The 18,110-nt window shown below is 73.6% G+C and carries 18 protein-coding genes; all 18 read right to left on the bottom strand.

Translation table 11 applies throughout. The annotated features are described in order from the left end of the window. Nucleotides 1-15: 15 nt before the first annotated feature. The 18 genes from atpD to thrC all read right to left on the bottom strand — a co-directional run bounded on the left by atpD (nt 16) and on the right by thrC (nt 18,107). The gene (atpD, locus tag OF117_RS05295; RefSeq protein ID WP_263551758.1) at nt 16-1,458 is read right to left on the bottom strand and encodes a F0F1 ATP synthase subunit beta; all 1,443 of its coding nucleotides are present in this window, start codon (nt 1,456-1,458) and stop codon (nt 16-18) included. A gap of 94 nt (nt 1,459-1,552) precedes the next feature. Further along, the gene (locus OF117_RS05290; RefSeq protein ID WP_263551757.1) at nt 1,553-2,524 is read right to left on the bottom strand and encodes a F0F1 ATP synthase subunit gamma; all 972 of its coding nucleotides are present in this window, start codon (nt 2,522-2,524) and stop codon (nt 1,553-1,555) included. 3 nt (nt 2,525-2,527) lie between these two features. Continuing rightward, nucleotides 2,528-4,165 (bottom strand): F0F1 ATP synthase subunit alpha, encoded by a 1,638-nt coding sequence (gene atpA, locus OF117_RS05285; RefSeq protein ID WP_263551756.1) that lies wholly within the window; start codon nt 4,163-4,165, stop codon nt 2,528-2,530. A 68-nt stretch (nt 4,166-4,233) separates the two neighbouring features. Continuing rightward, nucleotides 4,234-5,082, bottom strand: a complete 849-nt coding sequence (locus OF117_RS05280) for a F0F1 ATP synthase subunit delta (RefSeq protein WP_263551755.1) — start codon at nt 5,080-5,082, stop codon at nt 4,234-4,236. Continuing rightward, the gene (locus OF117_RS05275; RefSeq protein ID WP_263551754.1) at nt 5,082-5,657 is read right to left on the bottom strand and encodes a F0F1 ATP synthase subunit B; all 576 of its coding nucleotides are present in this window, start codon (nt 5,655-5,657) and stop codon (nt 5,082-5,084) included. Before OF117_RS05275 ends, OF117_RS05280 begins: the two co-directional genes overlap by 1 nt. A gap of 47 nt (nt 5,658-5,704) precedes the next feature. Further along, nucleotides 5,705-5,935: an ATP synthase F0 subunit C gene (atpE, locus tag OF117_RS05270; protein WP_263551753.1), complete on the bottom strand. Its 231-nt coding sequence runs from the start codon at nt 5,933-5,935 to the stop codon at nt 5,705-5,707. A gap of 85 nt (nt 5,936-6,020) precedes the next feature. Further along, entirely contained in the window at nt 6,021-6,851 is an 831-nt protein-coding gene (atpB, locus tag OF117_RS05265; protein WP_263551752.1) for a F0F1 ATP synthase subunit A, read from the bottom strand. Continuing rightward, the gene (locus OF117_RS05260) at nt 6,848-7,186 is read right to left on the bottom strand and encodes an AtpZ/AtpI family protein (protein WP_263551751.1); all 339 of its coding nucleotides are present in this window, start codon (nt 7,184-7,186) and stop codon (nt 6,848-6,850) included. The genes atpB and OF117_RS05260 overlap by 4 nt, the downstream gene beginning before the upstream one ends. A gap of 15 nt (nt 7,187-7,201) precedes the next feature. Then, nucleotides 7,202-7,732, bottom strand: a complete 531-nt coding sequence (locus OF117_RS05255; RefSeq protein ID WP_263551750.1) for a hypothetical protein — start codon at nt 7,730-7,732, stop codon at nt 7,202-7,204. Then, the gene (locus OF117_RS05250; protein ID WP_263551749.1) at nt 7,729-9,003 is read right to left on the bottom strand and encodes a glycosyltransferase family 4 protein; all 1,275 of its coding nucleotides are present in this window, start codon (nt 9,001-9,003) and stop codon (nt 7,729-7,731) included. The genes OF117_RS05255 and OF117_RS05250 overlap by 4 nt, the downstream gene beginning before the upstream one ends. 21 nt (nt 9,004-9,024) lie before the next feature. Next, on the bottom strand, nt 9,025-10,302 hold the full coding sequence (gene glyA / locus OF117_RS05245) for a serine hydroxymethyltransferase (protein WP_263551748.1): 1,278 nt from the start codon (nt 10,300-10,302) through the stop codon (nt 9,025-9,027). A 130-nt stretch (nt 10,303-10,432) separates the two neighbouring features. Continuing rightward, nucleotides 10,433-11,074, bottom strand: coding sequence for an L-threonylcarbamoyladenylate synthase (locus OF117_RS05240; RefSeq protein WP_263551747.1), 642 nt, complete (start codon nt 11,072-11,074; stop codon nt 10,433-10,435). Between the two features lie 87 nt (nt 11,075-11,161). Further along, nucleotides 11,162-12,016: a peptide chain release factor N(5)-glutamine methyltransferase gene (gene prmC / locus OF117_RS05235; RefSeq protein WP_263551746.1), complete on the bottom strand. Its 855-nt coding sequence runs from the start codon at nt 12,014-12,016 to the stop codon at nt 11,162-11,164. 10 nt (nt 12,017-12,026) lie between these two features. Beyond that, on the bottom strand, nt 12,027-13,106 hold the full coding sequence (prfA, locus tag OF117_RS05230; protein ID WP_263551745.1) for a peptide chain release factor 1: 1,080 nt from the start codon (nt 13,104-13,106) through the stop codon (nt 12,027-12,029). 116 nt (nt 13,107-13,222) lie between these two features. After that, a complete protein-coding gene (gene rpmE / locus OF117_RS05225) occupies nt 13,223-13,447 on the bottom strand; it encodes a 50S ribosomal protein L31 (protein WP_263551744.1) in 225 nt (74 codons plus the stop codon). Between the two features lie 248 nt (nt 13,448-13,695). Further along, entirely contained in the window at nt 13,696-15,654 is a 1,959-nt protein-coding gene (gene rho, locus OF117_RS05220; protein WP_411969423.1) for a transcription termination factor Rho, read from the bottom strand. Nucleotides 15,655-16,026: 372 nt separating this feature from the next. Beyond that, a complete protein-coding gene (thrB, locus tag OF117_RS05215; RefSeq protein ID WP_263551742.1) occupies nt 16,027-16,950 on the bottom strand; it encodes a homoserine kinase in 924 nt (307 codons plus the stop codon). Between the two features lie 74 nt (nt 16,951-17,024). After that, nucleotides 17,025-18,107 carry a threonine synthase gene (gene thrC, locus OF117_RS05210; protein WP_411969422.1) on the bottom strand — a complete coding sequence of 361 codons (1,083 nt, stop codon included), beginning with the start codon at nt 18,105-18,107 and terminating at the stop codon, nt 17,025-17,027. Between the last annotated feature and the right edge of the window lie 3 nt (nt 18,108-18,110).

Below are 18,110 nucleotides of genomic sequence, written 5' to 3'. Positions count from 1 at the left end.
GGCAGCCGGGTCCTTTTACTTCTTGAGCCGGTCCGCGTTCCGCTCGAGGTCCTCCAGGCCACCGCACATGAAGAAGGCCTGCTCGGGCACGTTGTCGTACTCGCCCTCGGTGATCGCCTTGAACGCCTGGAGCGTCTCCGCCAGCGGCACGAACGACCCCGGCTGACCGGTGAACGCCTCGGCCACGAACATGTTCTGCGACAGGAACCGCTCGACGCGCCGGGCCCGCTGGACGGTGACCTTGTCCTCCTCGGAGAGCTCGTCGATGCCGAGGATGGCGATGATGTCCTGCAGCTCCTGGTAGCGCTGCAGGACCCGCTTCACCGTCTGCGCGACCTGGTAGTGGTCGTCGCCGATGTACTGCGGGTCGAGGATCCGGCTGGTCGAGTCCAGCGGGTCCACGGCCGGGTAGATGCCCTTCTCCGAGATCGGCCGGCTGAGCACGGTCGTCGCGTCGAGGTGGGCGAAGGTGGTGTGCGGCGCCGGGTCGGTGATGTCGTCGGCGGGCACGTAGATCGCCTGCATCGAGGTGATCGACCGGCCCCGCGTCGAGGTGATCCGCTCCTGCAGCCCGCCCATCTCGTCGGCCAGGGTGGGCTGGTAACCCACCGCCGACGGCATGCGGCCGAGCAGCGTCGACACCTCGGAGCCGGCCTGGGTGAACCGGAAGATGTTGTCGATGAAGAGCAGCACGTCCTGGTTCTGCTCGTCCCGGAAGTACTCGGCCATCGTCAGCGCCGACAGCGCGACCCGGAGCCGGGTGCCCGGCGGCTCGTCCATCTGGCCGAAGACCAGCGCGGTCGACTCGATGACGCCGGACTCGGTCATCTCCGTGATGAGGTCGTTGCCCTCACGGGTGCGCTCGCCGACCCCGGCGAACACCGACACACCACCGAACTCCTGGGCGACCCGGCGGATCATCTCCTGGATCAGCACGGTCTTGCCCACGCCGGCGCCGCCGAACAGGCCGATCTTCCCGCCGGCCACGTACGGGGTCAGCAGGTCGATGACCTTGATGCCGGTCTCCAGCATCTCGGTGCGGCCCTCGAGCTGGTCGAACCGCGGCGCGTGCCGGTGGATCGCCCAACGCTCGGCGTCCGCGCCGTACCCGGGCTCGTCGAGGCAGTCACCGAGGGCGTTGAACACGTGGCCCTTGGTGACGTCGCCCACCGGGACGCTGATGGCCGAGCCGGTGTCGGCCACCTCGGCGCCGCGGACCAGGCCGTCGGTCGGCTGCATCGAGATCGTGCGGACGACGTTCTCGCCGAGGTGCTGGGCGACCTCGAGGGTCAGCGTCTTCTGCAGGTCGGCGAGGGTCACCTCGACCTTGAGCGCGTTGAACAGGTCGGGCATCGCGTCGCGCGGGAACTCGACGTCGACGACCGGCCCGGTGACCCGCACGACCCGGCCGGTGGCCGTGGTCTGCGTGGCGGTCGGTCGGTCCTCGGTGACGGTCATCGTGGGGTCTCTCCTGCCCTGGGCGTTCGGGGTCCGTGGGATCGGGGTGCTGGGTCGCCGACGGTGGGCCGTCGGCGGTGGGGGCGCCGGCGGCTCAGTCGTCGACCCCGGCCGAGACCAGCGCGTCGGCACCGCCGACGATCTCGCTGATCTCCTGGGTGATCTCGGCCTGCCGGGCCTGGTTGGCCTGCCGGGACAGGTTCTTCGCCAGCTCCTCGGCGTTGTCGCTGGCCGACTTCATGGCCCGCCGGCGGGACGCCGACTCCGACGCCGCTGCCTCCAGCATCGCCGCGTAGATGCGGGTGGTGACGTACTTGGGCAGCAGGGCGTCGAGCAGGCCCTCGGCCGAGGGCTCGAACTCGTAGGAGGTCGGGACGCCGGTGTCGCTGCCACGCCCCTGCTCCCGCTCCTCGCGCTCGTAGTCGAACTCCTCGACCTCCTCGACCTCCAGCGGGGCCATCCGCTTGGCGACCGGGACCTGGGAGAGCAGCGAGCGGAACTCGGTGTAGACGATGTGCAGCTCGTCGACGCCGAGCACGTCGTCGGCCCCCGGGTCGTCCCCCTCGTCGTCCTCACCGGCGGTGAAGGCGTCGATGAGGACGCTGCCGACCTCCTGCGCGTTGACGTACCCGGGCTGCTCGGAGAAGCCGGTGAAGGTGCGCACCATGGGCCGGTTGCGGAAGGAGTAGTACGTCTCCCCCTTCCGGCCGACGACGTAGAGCAGCGGGTCCTTGCCCTCCTGCCGCAGCAGGGACAGCAGCTCCTCGGTGCGCCGCAGCACGTTGACGTTGTACGAGCCGGCGAACCCGCGGTCGGAAGTGATCACCAGCACGGCGGCCCGCTTCGGCTTCTCCCGCTCGGTGAGCAGCGGGTGGTCTAGGGAGGCGGACGACGCGAGCGCGGAGAGCACCCGCGTGATCTCCCGGGCGTAGGGCTTGGAGGCCTCCACCCGGGCCTGGGCGCGCACGATGCGGGCACCGGCGATCAGCTCCTGCGCCGAGAAGATCTTCTTCGTCGACTGCGTGGAGCGGATGCGGCGCCGCAGCGCGCGGAGGGAGGCGGCCATCGGTCAGGCGCTCCGCTTGACCTGGACGCGCTCCTGCCCGCGCTCCGAGGCGTCCATGGCCTCCGCCTCGGGCTCGTTGACCTTCAGGGTCTCGCCCTCGCCGGTGGTGAACTGGCCGTAGAACTCCTCGACGGCCCGCTCCAGGCCCTTGACCGCGTCGTCGCCGAGCTGCTTGGTCTGCCGGATCTCGTCGTAGACGCCCTGGTGGCTGCGGGCGATGAAGTCGAGGAACTCCGACTCGAAGCGGCGGACGTCGCCGACGGGGACCACGTCGAGCTTGCCGGTGGTGCCCAGCCAGAGCGAGGCGACCTGCCGTTCGACCGGGTACGGCGCGTACTGGCCCTGCTTGAGCAGCTCGACGAGGCGCGACCCCCGGTCCAGCGTCGCGCGGCTGGAGGCGTCGAGGTCGGACGAGAAGGAGGCGAACGCCTCGAGCTCGCGGTACTGGGCGAGGTCGAGGCGGAGCCGGCCGGCGACCGAACGCATGGCCTTGACCTGCGCCGACCCGCCGACGCGCGACACCGAGATGCCGACGTTGATCGCGGGGCGGACGCCGGAGTTGAACAGGCCGGTCTCGAGGAAGATCTGCCCGTCGGTGATCGAGATGACGTTGGTCGGGATGTAGGCCGACACGTCGTTGCCCTTGGTCTCGATCAGCGGCAGGCCGGTCATCGAGCCGGCGCCGAGCTCGTCGTTCAGCTTGGCGCAGCGCTCGAGCAGCCGGGAGTGCAGGTAGAAGACGTCGCCGGGGTAGGCCTCGCGGCCCGGCGGGCGGCGCAGCAGCAGCGACACGGCGCGGTACGCCTCGGCCTGCTTGGACAGGTCATCGAAGACGATCAGCACGTGCTTGCCCTCGTACATCCAGTGCTGGCCGATGGCCGAGCCGGTGTAGGGGGCGATGTACTTGAAGCCGGCCGACTCCGAAGCCGGGGCTGCGACGATGGTCGTGTACTCCATCGCGCCGGCCTCCTCGAGGGCCGTCTTGATGGAGGCGATGGTGGAGCCCTTCTGGCCGACCGCGACGTAGATGCAGCGGACCTGCTGCGCCGGGTCGCCGGTGGCCCAGGCCTCCCTCTGGTTGAGGATCGTGTCGACCACGATCGCGGTCTTGCCGGTCTGCCGGTCACCGATGACCAGCTGCCGCTGGCCGCGGCCGATCGGGGTCATGGCGTCGATGGCCTTGATGCCGGTCTGCAGGGGCTCCTTGACCGACTGCCGCTGCACCACGGTGGGCGCCTGCAGCTCGAGGGCGCGACGGCCGGTGGTCGCGATCTCGCCACCACCGTCGATCGGGTTGCCCAGCGGGTCGACGACCCGGCCGAGGTACCCGTCGCCGACCGGCACGGACAGGACCTCGCCGGTCCGGCGGACCTGCTGGCCCTCCTCGATGCCGGAGAAGTCACCCAGGACGACGACACCGACCTCGCGGACGTCGAGGTTCAGCGCCAGACCCCGGACGCCGCTCTCGAACTCGAGCAGCTCGTTGGTCATGACCGAGGGCAGGCCCTCGACGCGCGCGATGCCGTCGCCGGCCTCGGTGACGGTGCCGACCTCCTCGCGGGAGACGTCGGGGCGGTACTCGGTGACGTAGGTCTGGATGGCACTGCGGATCTCGTCCGCGGAGATCGTCAGCTCGGCCATGTCTCGCGTCCTCTTCCCTGCTGGGTGGTCTGTCGGTGGGCTGGTCCGGGCGCCGGTGGCCCGGCGGGTCAGCCGGCCAGCCGCCGGTGGGCGGCCTCGAGCCGGTGGGCGATGCTGCCGTCGATGACCTCGTCGCCGACGCGGACGACCAGGCCGCCGAGCACCTCGGGGTCGACGGTCACCTGCAGCCCGATGGTCCGCCCGTAGATCCGGCCGAGCACGTCGGCCAGCCGGCGCTCCTGGGCGTCGGTCAGCGGCACGGCGGACGTCACCCGGGCGACCGACCGGCCGCGGCGCCGGGACGCCGCCTCGGACAGCTGCTCGACGGCCACCTCGGCACTGCTGGTCCGCCGGCGGGTGAGCTCGTTGCGCAGCAGCGCCTCGGTGACCGGGCTGACCTTGCCGCCGACCAGCCGGTCGAGCAGCGCGGCCTTGCCCTCCGCCGGCGCCGTCCGGTCGCCGAGGATGCGGGAGAGCTCGCGGTCGCCGGCCACGATGCGGCCGAAGCGGAACAGCTGGTCCTCCACCTCGTCGAGCTCGCCGCGCGCGTCGGCCGCCTCGAGCGCGGCGTCGGTGCCCAGCGCCTGCATCGCGTCGACCAGGTCGCCGGGCCGCGACCAGCGCTGCCGGGCGGAGGACTCGACCAGGTCGGCGACCTCGGCCGACACCCGCTCGGAGAACAGCCGCCGGGCCAGGCCGGCCCGGTCCTCCGGCTGGCCGGACGGATCGGCCAGCGCCCGGCGCAGGGTCGGCTGCGCGTCGAGCAGCCGGGCGACGGCGAACAGCTCACCGGCCAGCCCGAGCAGCCGGTCGCCGATCACACCGCGCGGCTGCCCGACCCCTCCCGGGGCGGGCCGGGTGTGCTCGGTCAGGCGCTCGCGCACCTGCTCGAGCGCGACCCGGCTGGAGGCCTCCATCAACGGGTGCCCCCGGCCAGCGTGGTGCCGCTGCGGCCGTCGGGGCTCACCCCGGCGGCCATGCCGTCGAGCTCGTCGAGGAACCGGTCGACGGTGCCGCTGCGGCGGGCGTCGTCGGCGAGCGACTCGCCGACCACCCGGCCGGCGAGGTCGACGGCGAGCGCGCCGATCTGGCCGCGGAGCTCGTTGACCACCTGCTGGCGGGCGGCGGCGATCTGCTCCTGGCCGCGGGCGACGATCCGCGCCGACTCCTCCTGCGCCTGGGCCCGCAGCTCCTCGAGGATCTGCTGGCCCTCGGCGCGGGCCTGGTCGCGGATCTGCGCGGCCTCGTTGCGGGCCTCGGCCAGCTGCGCCTGGTAGCGCTCCAGCGCCGCCTTGGCCTCGGCCTGCATCTGCTCGGCCCGCTCGATGCCGCCCTCGATCGCCTCGCGGCGGGCCACGAAGACCTGCTCGAAGCGGGGCGCCACGAACTTGAAGATCACCAGCAGCACGAGGCCGAAGGCGATGAGACCGATGATGATCTCGCCGACCGGCGGGAGGAGCGGGTTGGCGCTCTCCGCAGCGAGAGTTCTCATGCGCTCAGTTTCCCTGTCTCAGTGGAGGTCGTCCGTCGGGGGACGGATCAGGTGCCGAAGACGAAGGGGACGACGAAGCCGATGAGGGCGAGCGCCTCGGAGAGGGCGAACCCGAGGAAGGCGTAGGTACGGGTCAGGCCGGCCGACTCGGGCTGCCGGGCGGTGGCCTGGATGTAGGCGGCCCAGACGATGCCCACGCCGATGCCCGGGCCGATCGCGGCGAGGCCGTAGCCGATCGAGCCGACGCTGCCGGTCAGGCCCTGAGCGATGAGGTCCATTGCGGGTGTTCCTCCTGTGTCGGTCGCCCGGCGGCTGCCGGACGGCTGGCGGGGGTGGTGCGGACGGGAGCGGCCGGTGCGGGCCTCAGTGCTCGGCCTCGATGGACCCGTTGAGGTAGGTGCCCATCAGGACGGTGAAGACGTAGGCCTGCAGGAAGATGACCAGCAGCTCGAAGAAGGTCATGACGATCGCCATCAGCGCCGAGATGGGGCCGAAGACGAACGAGAAGTTGTCGCGGCTGAACAGGTAGACCGCGCCGAGCGAGAAGACCACCAGCAGCATGTGGCCGGCGAACATGTTGGCGAAGAGCCGGACGGCCAGCGTGAACGGCCGGACGATGAAGTTCTGCAGGATCTCGATCGGCGTCACCAGGATGTACATGGGCTTGGGGACGCCGGGCAGGAAGAGGATGTCCTTGAAGTAGCGACCGGCCCCCTGCTCGCGGATGCCGATCCAGATGTACATCACCCAGCAGATCGCGGCGAGCACCAGCGGGAAGGCGAACTTCGACATCGGCGAGATCTGCGCGAACGGGATGATCGACATCATGTTGTTCGCGAGGATGAAGAAGAACAGCGAGACGAGGAACGGCGCGAACGGCAGCCCCTTCGGGCCGACGACGTCCCGGGCGATGCCGTCGCGGACCAGCGAGTAGCCGGTCTCGCCGACGAACTGCAGCTTGCCGGGGACGATCGAGGGCTTGCGCACGGTCGCGACGAGGAAGGCCAGCATCGCCAGCGTCGCGATCCAGAGGATCAGCGTGATCCGGGTGATCTCGAAGTCGACGCCGAGCACCGAGAACGAGACGAGGACCTCGGGATAGAACTCACCGAGCCCGGGAGCCTGGAAACCGTCGCCCTCGCCGCCGCCCTCTGCGGCGAGCACGTCGACGAGCGCGGGGGCGCTGGAGGTCACCGTCGTCCCTTCTGCGTCTTCCCTGTCGGCCCGGTCCGGCTCCGTCGTCCGCCCGGGGTGGTGCGTGCGGGCCGCCCGCCGGGAGGCGGGTCGGCGCTGCCGTAGCGGACGACGACCAGGTAGATCGCCGCCGCCGTGCCGAGGATGATGCCGACCGGGGCGAACACGCGCGTGTCCAGCCACGAGTCGAGCAGCCACCCGCCCCCGCCCCACACGGCCATCCCGGAGATGAGCGTCCCGGTGACCGCCCAGCCGGTGTCGGCGCCACTGCCCCGACGGCCCGTGCTCGCGGGTCGGGGCCGAGAGTCCCCGCTGCGGGGGTCGTCCTCGGCCATCGCCTGCGGACCCTATCAGCCGCCTGCGGCCGGTCTTCCCGGGTCGGCCGCAGGTTCCCCCGGGCGGGCGTCGGGCGACCGCGCGGCCGGCGGCCGGGGCGGGGTGACGTAGTAGAGCGGTCGGGTCCAGACCCAGCGCAACTGCACCCCGCTCCAGAGGAGCGCGCCCACGACGACGGTCCAGGCGAGGGTCAGCCGGTCCGGCCAGCCGTCGGCGGGCAGGGCGGAGAGCACGCCGAAGAGCACGACCGCCTTGAGGAAGAAGGTGAGCAGCGCCGCCGGCAGCGTGAAGGCGTCGTCGATCCGCCCGGCCCAGGCCACGACGACGCCGGAGAGGACGAAGAAGGCGGTGACGACCGCCGCACCCGCGACGACGCCGGCGGCGTCGGCCCAGCCGGCGGCCAGGCCGGTGACCGGTGCGGCGACCGCGGTCACCGCGGCGGTGGCGAGCGCGCCGACCCGCAGGAACGACAGGTCCCAGGGTGCGTCGCTGCGCGGGGGCGGCTGGCCGGGGCGGGGGCGGCCCGGCCGCGGCGGGGCGGTCACCGGACCACCTGCTCGGCACCCGCCGACCGACGTCCCGCCGGGCCGGCGGCGGCCGGCGCGGGCGCGGGGGCGGGCGCGGGCGGCGCCGGCTGGCGCAGGGCCCGGCCGGTGGGGTGGTCGGCCCGGCTGCGCGCCCGCTGGGCGGCCAGCTCGGCGGCCCGCGCCTCCCGCGCCGCCCGGCGGGCGCGCGGGCTGAGGACGACGACGACGCCGACGACGAGCAGCACGCCGATCGCCACCACGAGCTCGGCGTTGCCCCCGGTGATGGCCAGGCCGACCGCGCCGAAGGACAGCAGCGCCGCCCAGAAGTACATGACCAGCACGGCGCGGCGGTGCGAGTGGCCGATGGCCAGCAGGCGGTGGTGCAGGTGCATCTTGTCCGGCGCGAACGGCGACCGGCCGCGCCGGGTGCGCCGCACCACGGCCATCACCAGGTCGACGAACGGGATGAAGAGCACCGCGACCGGCACCAGCAGCGGCAGCGCCAGCGGGAGCAGCGTGGCCGCCGAGTCGAACGTCTGCGGGTCGACCTGCGCGGTCGCCGTCACCGCGCCGGCCGAGAGCATGAGGCCGACCAGCATGGAGCCCGAGTCGCCCATGAAGATCCGGGCGGGGCTGAAGTTGTGCGGCAGGAAGCCCAGGCAGGCGCCGGCGAGGACGGCGGTGATCAGCGCCGGGGCGCTGGCCACGTTCTGGTAACCCACCTCGCCCAGGTAGTAGCTGTAGGTGAAGAAGGCCAGCGCGGCGATCGCCGAGACGCCAGCGGCCAGCCCGTCGAGGCCGTCGATGAAGTTGAGCGCGTTGATCACCAGGACGGTGACCAGGATGGTCAGCGGCACCCCCACCGTGGGGCCGAACGACAGCGTCCCGATGTCGGCCACCGGCACGAACAGCACCGCGAGCTGCACGCCGAACAGCACCATGACGCCGGCGGCGGCGATCTGCCCGGTCAGCTTGGTGAGCGCGTCGAGGCCCCACCGGTCGTCGAGGACGCCCAGCAGGCAGATCAGGCCCCCGCCGGCGACGACGGCGACGGTCTGCGAGTCGTCGAACGTGCGCTGCAGCGCGGGCAGCCGCATGGCCACCAGCACCGCGGCGGCGACCCCGAGGTACATCGCGACGCCGCCGCCGCGGGGCGTCGGGATGATGTGCACGTCCCGCTCGCGGGGTGCGGCCATCATGCGCATCCGCACCGCCGCCAGGCGCACCACGGGCGTGGCCAGGTAGGTGACCAGCGCCGCGGTGAGCAGGACGACGGCGTACTCGCGCACGGGGCTCGGGCTCCGGTCGGGTCAGCCGGCGGGCCGCGGTTCGGGGTACGCGGGGTGGGCGGTGACCAGCTCGCGGACGGCGGCGGCGACCTCCGCCGTCCGGCTGCCTTCGGCGTCGCGGATCGCCGTCCCGATGAGGGTGGCGATCTCCTTCATCTGCGTCTCCCGCATGCCCTGGGTGGTGACCGCCGGGCTGCCGACGCGGATGCCGGAGGCGACCGAGGCCGGCTGGGGGTCGTTCGGGATGGCGTTCTTGTTGAGCACGATGCCGGCCGCGTCGCAGCGCGCCTCGGCGTCGGCCCCGGTCACCCCGGTGTCGCGCAGGTCGAGCAGGGCCAGGTGGGTGTCGGTGCCGCCGGCGACCGGGCGCAGCCCCTCGGCGGCCAGCCCCTCGGTGAGCGCCTGCGCGTTGGCGATCACCTGCCGGGCGTAGGCCTGGTACTCCGGGGTCAGGCACTCCTTGAGGTTGACCGCCTTGGCCGCGACCGCGTGCATGAGCGGGCCGCCCTGCATCATCGGGAAGGCGGCCTTGTCGATGGCCTTCGCGTGCTCGGCCTTGCAGACGATGGCGCCGCCGCGCGGGCCGCGCAGCACCTTGTGCGTGGTGAAGGTGACCACGTCGGCGTACGGCACCGGGCTGGGGATGGCCTTGCCGGCGACCAGTCCGATGAAGTGCGCCGCGTCGACCATCAGCTTCGCGTCGACCTCGTCGGCGATCTCGCGGAAGGCCGCGAAGTCGATCAGCCGCGGGATCGCCGAGCCGCCGCAGACGATGACCTTGGGCCGGTGCTCGCGGGCCAGGTCGCGCACCTGGTCGTAGTCGATGTGCTCGGTCTTCTCGTGTACGCCGTACTGCACGGCGTTGAACCACTTGCCGCTGAAGCTGACCTTCGCGCCGTGGGTCAGGTGGCCGCCGTGCGGCAGCGCCATGGCCAGGAAGGTGTCACCGGGCCGCATGAAGGCGCCGTAGGCGGCGAGGTTCGCGTTGGCCCCGCTGTGCGGCTGCAGGTTGGCGTGCTCGGCGCCGAACAGCTCCTTGGCGCGGGCGATGCCGATCTCCTCGGCCCGGTCGACGACCTCGCAGCCGCCGTAGTACCGCCGTCCGGGGTAGCCCTCGGCGTACTTGTTCGACAGGGTGCTGCCCAGCGCGGCCAGCACCGCGGGGCTGGTGAAGTTCTCGCTCGCGATCAGCTGCAGCCCGCCGCGGAGCCGGTCGAGCTCTCCGGTGACCACGTCGGCGATCTCGGGGTCGAAGGCGGCCAGGGCGTCGAAGTCCGGGCCCCAGTAGGCGGTGCTCATCGGTAGGCGCGCTCCAGACGGGTCGGGTGCGGTCCCGCGAGGCCCGGGCTCGGGCGGGGCGGCGGTCGCTCCACGGTAGCCGAGGAGCGGAGTCGATCCGTCGTGGTTGCGCCGACGATTCCACTCCCGGTCAATCGGTCAGGTCGGGGGCGATCTCGCGGAGCCGGTCGACGAGGATCGCGCCCACGCGCAGCACCCGCGGAGCCGGTCCGGTGCAGTCGACGATGGTGCTGTTGACCTGCGTGTTCCGGGGTCCGCCGTCCAGGATGACGGCGGCGTGCGCGCCCAGCTGGTCCGCGGCCTCCTGCGCGGTGGTCGCCGCCGGGCGCCCGGACCGGTTCGCGCTGGAGACCGCGAGCGGCCCGGTGCGGCGGAGCAGGTCGCGCGCGATGTCGTCGTCGGGCAGCCGGACGGCGACGGTGCCCTCCGCGTCGCCGAGGTCCCAGGCGAGCGACGGGGCGTGCTCGAGCACCAGCGTCAGCCCGCCGGGCCAGCACGCCTCGGCGAGCCGGTTCGCCACCGGCGGCAGCTGCAGGACGAGCCCGGCCAGCGTGGACGCCTCGCCGATCAGCACCGGCACGGGCATGGTGCGGCCGCGGTTCTTCGCCGCGAGCAGGGTCGTCACCGCGGTCGGGGTGAAGGCATCGGCCGCGACGCCGTAGACGGTGTCGGTGGGCAGCAGCACCAGGTCGCCGCCGGCGATGGCCGCGGCCGCGGCGTCCAGGCCCTTGGCGCGGGCGTCGGGGTCGCTGCAGTCGTACACGTCGGCCACGGGTGGCCAGTCTGTCACCTCGCGCGACTGCGCCGGGACGGACCTCTCGAGCGCGGTCGGGGTCCGACCGGCGCGGCCGCCGCTCGGTCAGCGGCGGACGGCGGTGGTGTAGCGAGGCCGGCCGGCGAGGTCGCGGTGGTCGGCGACGTCGGCGAAGCCGCCGTGCGCGCGGACGACGGCCAGAAGGCTGCCGCCCTGGACGTCGGCGTGCTCGACGCCGAGCCGGCCACCGGGCACGAGCAGCCGCGCGGCCACCGCGAGCATGCCGCGGACGACGTCGAGCCCGTCCGGCCCGCCCCACAGCGCGAGCGGCGGGTCGTGGTCGGCGACCTCGCGGGGCAGCACGGCGCCGTCAGGGACGTAGGGCGGGTTGGAGACGACCACGTCGACGGCGCCGTCTAGGTGCGCCAGCAGCGCCGGGTCGGTCATGTCGCCCTCGACGACCTCGACCGGGGTGTCCCCCGCCGCTGTCCGCGCCGCGGCGTTGTGCCGGGTCCAGGCGAGGGCGTCGGGGTCGCGCTCGACCGCGATCACCCGCGCGCCGGGGTGCTCGTGCGCCACCGACAACGCGATGGCACCCGACCCGCTGCCCAGGTCGACCACGACCGGGGCCGGCAGGTCGGCGACCCGGGCCAGCGCCCAGCCGGTGAGCTGCTCGGTCTCCGGCCGGGGCACGAAGACCCCCGGGCCGACGGCCAGCTCGAGCTGCCGGAAGGGGGCCCGCCCGGTGAGGTGCTGCAGCGGCACCCGGTCGGCACGCTGCTCGAGCAGGTCGGCGAACCGCCCGGCGCGGTCGTCGGGCACGTCGTCGCGGGTGAGCAGCGCCGTCCGGGTCGTGTCGAGGACGTGCGCGAGCAGCAGCTCGGCGTCCACCCGGGGCGATTCCACCCCGGCGGCGGCCAACCGCCGGGCGGCTTCGGTCAGCAGGGCCCTGCGGTTCACGGGACGACGCTCAGGAGCCGGCCGTCAGCAGCTCGGCGGTGTGCGCCCGGGTGAGCGCGTCGATGACCGCGTCGAGCTCGCCGTCGAGCACCGCGTCGAGGTTGTGCGCCTTGAAGCCGACCCGGTGGTCGTTGATCCGGTTCTCCGGGAAGTTGTAGGTGCGCACCCGCTCGCTGCGGTCGACGGTGCGCACCTGGCTGCGGCGCTGGTCGCTGGCTGCGGCGGCCGCCTCCTCACGGGCGGCGGCCAGCAGCCGGGAGCGCAGGATGCGCAGCGCCGACTCGCGGTTCTGAAGCTGGCTCTTCTCGTTCTGGCAGCTCACCACGATGCCGGTGGGCAGGTGGGTGACGCGGACGGCGGAGTCGGTGGTGTTGACGCTCTGCCCACCCGGCCCGCTCGAGCGGAAGACGTCGATGCGCAGGTCGTTCGGGTCGACGCTGACGTCGACCTCCTCGGCCTCGGGCAGCACGAGCACGCCGGCGGCCGAGGTGTGGATGCGGCCCTGGGACTCGGTGACCGGCACCCGCTGGACGCGGTGCACGCCGCCCTCGAACTTCAGCCGTGACCAGATGCCCTCGTCGCTGCGGGACTTGATGGCGACCGAGACGTCCTTGTAGCCGCCGAGCTCGGCCTCGACCGCGTCGATCACCTCGGCCGACCAGCCGCGGCGCTCGGCGTACCGCAGGTACATGCGGAGCAGGTCGCCGGCGAACAGGGCCGACTCGGCGCCGCCCTCCCCCGCCTTGATCTCGAGGATGACGTCCTTGTCGTCGTCCGGGTCCTTGGGCAGCAGCAGCTCCCGCAGGCGGGCGGTGAGCTCCTCGACCCGGGCCTCCAGGGCGGTGGCCTCGGCGGCGAAGGAGGGGTCCTCGGCGGCGAGCTCGCGGGCGGCGTCGAGGTCGGCGCGGGCGGCGTCGAGGGCGCGGGCGGTCTCGACGACCGGCGCCAGCTGGGCGTAGCGGCGGCCGAGCCGGCGGGCACGGACCTGGTCGGCGTGCACCGCGGGGTCGGCGAGCTCGCGCTCGAGGTCACCGTGCTCGGCGAGCAGCGCGGGCAGCCGCTCGGGCGCGGCGGTGTCGCTGCTGCTCACGGTGTCGACCTCTCGGGAGCGGCGCTCACGGGCACGAGCGCCGGGGGACGTGCCCGGACATGGCGACGGCGCCCGCCCCGGCCCCTGGCGGGGTGGGACGGGCGCCGTCGGGAGCGCTACTTGCCGGCGCCGGAGCCGCGCTTGCCGAACCGCTTCTCGAAGCGGGCGACGCGGCCGCCGGTGTCGAGGATCTTCTGCCGGCCGGTGTAGAACGGGTGGCACGCCGAGCACACCTCGACGGTCAGCTGACCGGTCGGCGACGTGCTGCGGGTGGTGAACGTGTTGCCGCAACCGCAGGTCACGGTGGTGGTCTTGTACTCGGGGTGGATGTCGGCCTTCATGCCTCTGCCTTCGGTCTGCGTCTCGGTGCTCCGGGTCGAACGCCGGCGACCCGTCGCGGATTCCACGCCACCGGCGCGGGCCCGACCGTCGAGTATCCCCGACGGCCGCGCCCGGCGCGCAGGCGGCCCCGGTGAGGCGCTGGAACGGCCCCGGCGACGTGCTGGAACGGCCCCGGCGACGTGCTGGAACGGCCCCCGTCCAGGGACCCGCCCTGAGCCTGCGAAGGGTGGGGAGGACGGGGGTCCTTCTAGTCGTTCGTGCCCAGCGTGGTCTTCTGGATCTGCATCAGGAACTCGACGTTGTTGCGCGTCTTCTTCAGCTTGTCGATCAGCAGCTCCAGCGCCTGCTGCGGCTCGAGGGCGGCGAGCACCCGGCGGAGCTTGATGACGATGGCCAGCTCGTCGGGCGACAGGAGGATCTCCTCCTTGCGCGTACCCGACGCGTTGACGTCGACGGCCGGGAAGACCCGCTTGTCCGCGAGCCGGCGGTCGAGCTTGATCTCCGCGTTCCCGGTGCCCTTGAACTCCTCGAAGATGACCGTGTCCATCGTCGAGCCGGTCTCGACCAGCGCCGAGGCGAGGATCGTCAGCGAGCCGCCGTTCTCGATGTTGCGGGCGGCACCGAGGAAGCGCTTGGGCGGGTACAGCGCCGTGGAGTCGACACCGCCGGAGAGGATGCGCCCGCTGGCGGGGGCCGCCAGGTTGTAGGCGCGGCCCAGCCGGGTGATGGAGTCGAGCAGGACGACGACGTCGTGGCCCATCTCGACCAGGCGCTTGGCCCGCTCGATCGACAGCTCGGCGACCGTGGTGTGGTCCGACGGCGGCCGGTCGAAGGTCGAGGCGATGACCTCGCCCTTCACCGAGCGCTGCATGTCGGTGACCTCCTCGGGCCGCTCGTCGACGAGGACGACCATCAGGTGGCACTCGGGGTTGTTCGTCGTGATCGCGTTCGCGATCGACTGCAGCACCATCGTCTTGCCGGCCTTGGGCGGGCTGACGATCAGCGCCCGCTGGCCCTTGCCGATCGGCATGACCAGGTCGATGACCCGGGTGGTCAGCTGGTGCGGCTCGGTCTCCAGGCGCAGCCGCTCCTGCGGGTACAGCGGCGTCAGCTTGGTGAACTCCGGACGCTGCCGTGCCTGCTCGGGCTCGAGGCCGTTGACGGTGTCGAGCCGGACCAGCGCGTTGTACTTGTCCTTGCGCTCGCCCTCGCGGGGCTGCCGGACGGCACCGGTGATCGCGTCACCGCGGCGCAGCCCGTAGCGGCGCACCTGCGACAGCGACACGTACACGTCGTTCGGCCCGGTCAGGTAGCCGGACGTGCGGACGAACGCGTAGTTGTCGAGGACGTCGAGGATGCCCGCCACGGGCAGCAGGACGTCGTCCTCGTTGATCACGGGCTCGTTCGGCTCGAAGCGGTCGCGCCCGCGCCGGTTGCGGTCGCGGTAGCGGCGTCCGCGGCGGCCGCGGCCACCCTCGAAGTCGTCGTCGTCCCCGTCGTCGCGGGAGTCGCGGGTGTCACGTGAGTCGCGGGTGTCGGTGCGGTTGTCCGGGCGGCCGCCGCGGTCGTTGCGCTCGCCGCGCTCGTTGCGGTCGGGACCGCGGTTGCCCCGCTCGGCGCGATCGCCCCGGTCGCCGCGCTCGCCCCGCTCGGTCCGGTCGCCGCGCTCGCCCCGCTCGGTCCGGTCGCCGCGTTCGCCCCGGTCGCCGCGCTCCGGGCGGTCACCGCGCTCGGCGCGGTCGGCGCGGTCGGCGCCGCCGTCCCGGTCGCCGCGGTTGCGGTTGCGGTCGCGGCGCCGGTCGCCGTCGCGCTGGTCGGTGTCGCGCTGGTCGGTGTCGCGCTGGTCGGTGTCGCGGTCGGTGCTGCGCTGGTCGGTCTCGGCCGGCGCGGTCGCCGTCGCGGCGTCGGCGGCCGGCGAGCCGGTGGCGGCCGCGGGAGCGGCGGTGTCCGGGGCGCCGGCCGGCCGGCGGGCGCCCCGGCGGGTGCGCGCAGGGCCGTCGCCGGTCACGGGGGCGGCGTTGGCGCCGCCGCTGACCGGCGCCTCCAGCGGGGCGCCGCTCTCGGCCGGGGTCGCCGCGGCCGGGGCGGCACCGCCCGAGCCCACCTGGCGGGCGGAGATGGCGGCGACCAGGTCGCCCTTGCGCATCCGGGCGGTCCCGGGGATGCCCAGTTCGGCGGCCAGGCGCTGCAGCTCGGGCAGCAGCATCCCCGACAGCCCACTGCCGCGGCGGCGGGTACGAGTCGCCGTCCCAGAAGCGGCAGGTGCCTCGCTCGTTCCGGCGGCGTCGGGCGCGCCGGTCGCGACGAGGTCGGTGGTTTCGCTCACGTACAGGTCCTTCCCTGCGGTGGCCTGCGCCGTCGGAGCGCAGGAGGTGACCCGGGAACCCGTCGGGTCCGGCCGGGAGGCGGGACCCGACGGGAAGATTCGGGTCGAGAGGTGCGAGGCGGATCAGCGGCGACGGACATCAGAACGTCTGCATCGCCCCGCGCGAGGCTCGCCCGAGAGGGCGGCTACGTCGAAAGCCTAGACTCAGGCTCTCGCCGTCGACAACACCGGTGTGCACCGGCGTGTTCCCCGTTACGAAGACGATACCTCGCGGGGCTGGAAATCCAGGCGGGCGCCCGTCGGATCGACACGCAACGGCAACGTCGTCCACCCCGATGGGGTGAGCCCGGTGACCTCGCGCACCCGCACCGCCCGGGCCGGGTCGCCGTCGGGGTCGTCGGGGTGCCGCCGGGTCAGCACGAGCACGCTCGGTCCGGCGCCCGACACGACGGCGGCGTGGCCGGCGTCCCGCAGCCGGTCGACCAGGGCGAGCGTGGCCGGCATGGCCGCCGCCCGTTGCCGCTGGTGCAGCCGGTCGTCGGTCGCCGCGAGGAGCAACCCGGGCTCGGCGGCGAGCGCGTGGACCAGCAGGGCCGCCCGCGCGGCGTTGTACGCGGCGTCGGCGTGCGGGACGAGGTCGGGCAGCAGCCCGCGGGCGACGTGCGTCGACAGCGTGGCGTCGGGCACGAGCACCACCGGGAGCACCTCGTCGTGCACGGGCACGCGGTCGGCGGCGACGCCACCGTCGGTCGTCCAGGTGAGCGTCGCCCCGCCCAGCAGGCAGGCGGCGACGTTGTCCGGGTGGCCCTCCATCGCAGTGGTCAGCCGGAGCACGGCGTCCGCGTCGACGGCCTCGACGTCCGGGCACAACGCCCAGGCGGCCAGGACGCCGGCGACCACCGCGGCGGCCGACGAGCCCATGCCCCGGCCCTGCGGGATGGCGTTGACCGCCGACAGCCGCAGGCCGGGCGGTGCCCAGCCGAGCTCGTCGCAGGCGGCGCGGAAGGCGCGGACGACGAGGTGCGACTCGTCCTCGGGCAGCTCGCCGGCGCCGACGCCGTCGAGCTCGACCGACAGCCCGGACGGCGCCAGGGCGAACTCCAGCCGGTCGTGGCAGCTCAACGCGAGCCCGGCGCAGTCGAACGCCGGGCCGAGGTTGGCGCTGGTCGCGGGCACGCGGACCCGCACTGCGGCCGCGTCCGGGGTTCCCTCGCGAGCCTGCGACCGGAGGGCGGGACGTGGTCCTTCCACTACAGCCCCAGCTGGGCCGCCGCGGCGGCGGCGTCGACGGGCACGGTCACCGGCGCCGGCGCTCCGGAGATCGCCCACTCCGGGTCCTTGAGCCCGTTGCCGGTCACCGTGCACACCACCCGCTGCCCGGGCTCGAGCTGCCCGGCCTCGGCCAGCTGCAGCAGCCCGGCCACCGACGCGGCCGACGCCGGCTCGACGAAGACGGCCTCGCTGCGGGCGAGCAGGCGGTAGGCGGCGAGGATCTCCCGGTCGGTGACCGCCTCGATCCGGCCGCCGGACTCGTCGCGCGCGGCCAGCGCCTTGGTCCAGGACGCCGGGTTGCCGATCCGGATGGCGGTGGCGATGGTGCTGGGCTGCTCGACGACCCTCCCGGTGACGATCGGCGCGGCGCCGGCCGCCTGGAATCCCCACATGCGCGGAGTCCGCGTCGCCGTCCCGTCGGCGGCGTACTCGCGGTAGCCCTGCCAGTACGCGGTGATGTTGCCGGCGTTGCCGACCGGCAGGCAGTGCACGTCGGGCGCATCGCCGAGCACGTCGACGACCTCGAACGACGCCGTCTTCTGCCCCTCGATGCGGTACTGGTTGACGCTGTTGACCAGGCTGACCGGGTAGTCCACCGCCAGCTTGCTGGCCAGCGCCAGGCAGTCGTCGAAGTTGCCCTCGACCTGCAGCAGCTTGGCCCCGTGCACGAGCGCCTGGGCCAGCTTGCCGGTGGCGATCTTGCCCTGCGGCACGAGCACCGCGCAGATCAGCCCCGCCCGGGCGGCGTAGGCCGCGGCGCTGGCGCTGGTGTTGCCGGTTGAGGCGCAGATGACCGCCTGCGCACCCTCCTCGACGGCCTTCGTGATGGCCATCGTCATGCCGCGGTCCTTGAACGACCCGGTCGGGTTGGCGCCCTCGACCTTGAGCCAGACGTCGCAACCGGTGCGGCGGGAGACCTCGTGCGCCGGCACCAGCGGGGTCGCCCCCTCGTGCAGCGTCACCACCGGCGTCGCGTCGGTCACCGGGAGCCGCGACCGGTACGCCTCGATGAGCCCCGGCCAGGCCGGCGACGGGCCGGCCGGCGCGCGCCCGCGGCGCATCCC

The sequence above is a fragment of the Geodermatophilus sp. YIM 151500 genome (assembly GCF_025716945.1).
GTDB lineage: Bacteria > Actinomycetota > Actinomycetes > Mycobacteriales > Geodermatophilaceae > YIM-151500.
Note: the sequence above shows the minus strand (reverse complement) of the source record. Positions and strands in the feature narration are given on the sequence as shown.

Excerpts from the sequence above, each read along its gene's own strand:
- atpD (WP_263551758.1), bottom strand. The coding sequence starts at position 1,458 with ATGACCGTCACCGAGGACCGACCGACCGCCACGCAGACCACGGCCACC.
- OF117_RS05290 (WP_263551757.1), bottom strand. The coding sequence starts at position 2,524 with ATGGCCGCCTCCCTCCGCGCGCTGCGGCGCCGCATCCGCTCCACGCAG.
- atpA (WP_263551756.1), bottom strand. The coding sequence starts at position 4,165 with ATGGCCGAGCTGACGATCTCCGCGGACGAGATCCGCAGTGCCATCCAG.
- OF117_RS05280 (WP_263551755.1), bottom strand. The coding sequence starts at position 5,082 with ATGGAGGCCTCCAGCCGGGTCGCGCTCGAGCAGGTGCGCGAGCGCCTG.
- OF117_RS05275 (WP_263551754.1), bottom strand. The coding sequence starts at position 5,657 with ATGAGAACTCTCGCTGCGGAGAGCGCCAACCCGCTCCTCCCGCCGGTC.
- atpE (WP_263551753.1), bottom strand. The coding sequence starts at position 5,935 with ATGGACCTCATCGCTCAGGGCCTGACCGGCAGCGTCGGCTCGATCGGC.
- OF117_RS05260 (WP_263551751.1), bottom strand. The coding sequence starts at position 7,186 with ATGGCCGAGGACGACCCCCGCAGCGGGGACTCTCGGCCCCGACCCGCG.
- glyA (WP_263551748.1), bottom strand. The coding sequence starts at position 10,302 with ATGAGCACCGCCTACTGGGGCCCGGACTTCGACGCCCTGGCCGCCTTC.
- rpmE (WP_263551744.1), bottom strand. The coding sequence starts at position 13,447 with ATGAAGGCCGACATCCACCCCGAGTACAAGACCACCACCGTGACCTGC.
- rho (WP_411969423.1), bottom strand. The coding sequence starts at position 15,654 with ATGCTGCTGCCCGAGCTGCAGCGCCTGGCCGCCGAACTGGGCATCCCC.
- thrC (WP_411969422.1), bottom strand. The coding sequence starts at position 18,107 with ATGCGCCGCGGGCGCGCGCCGGCCGGCCCGTCGCCGGCCTGGCCGGGG.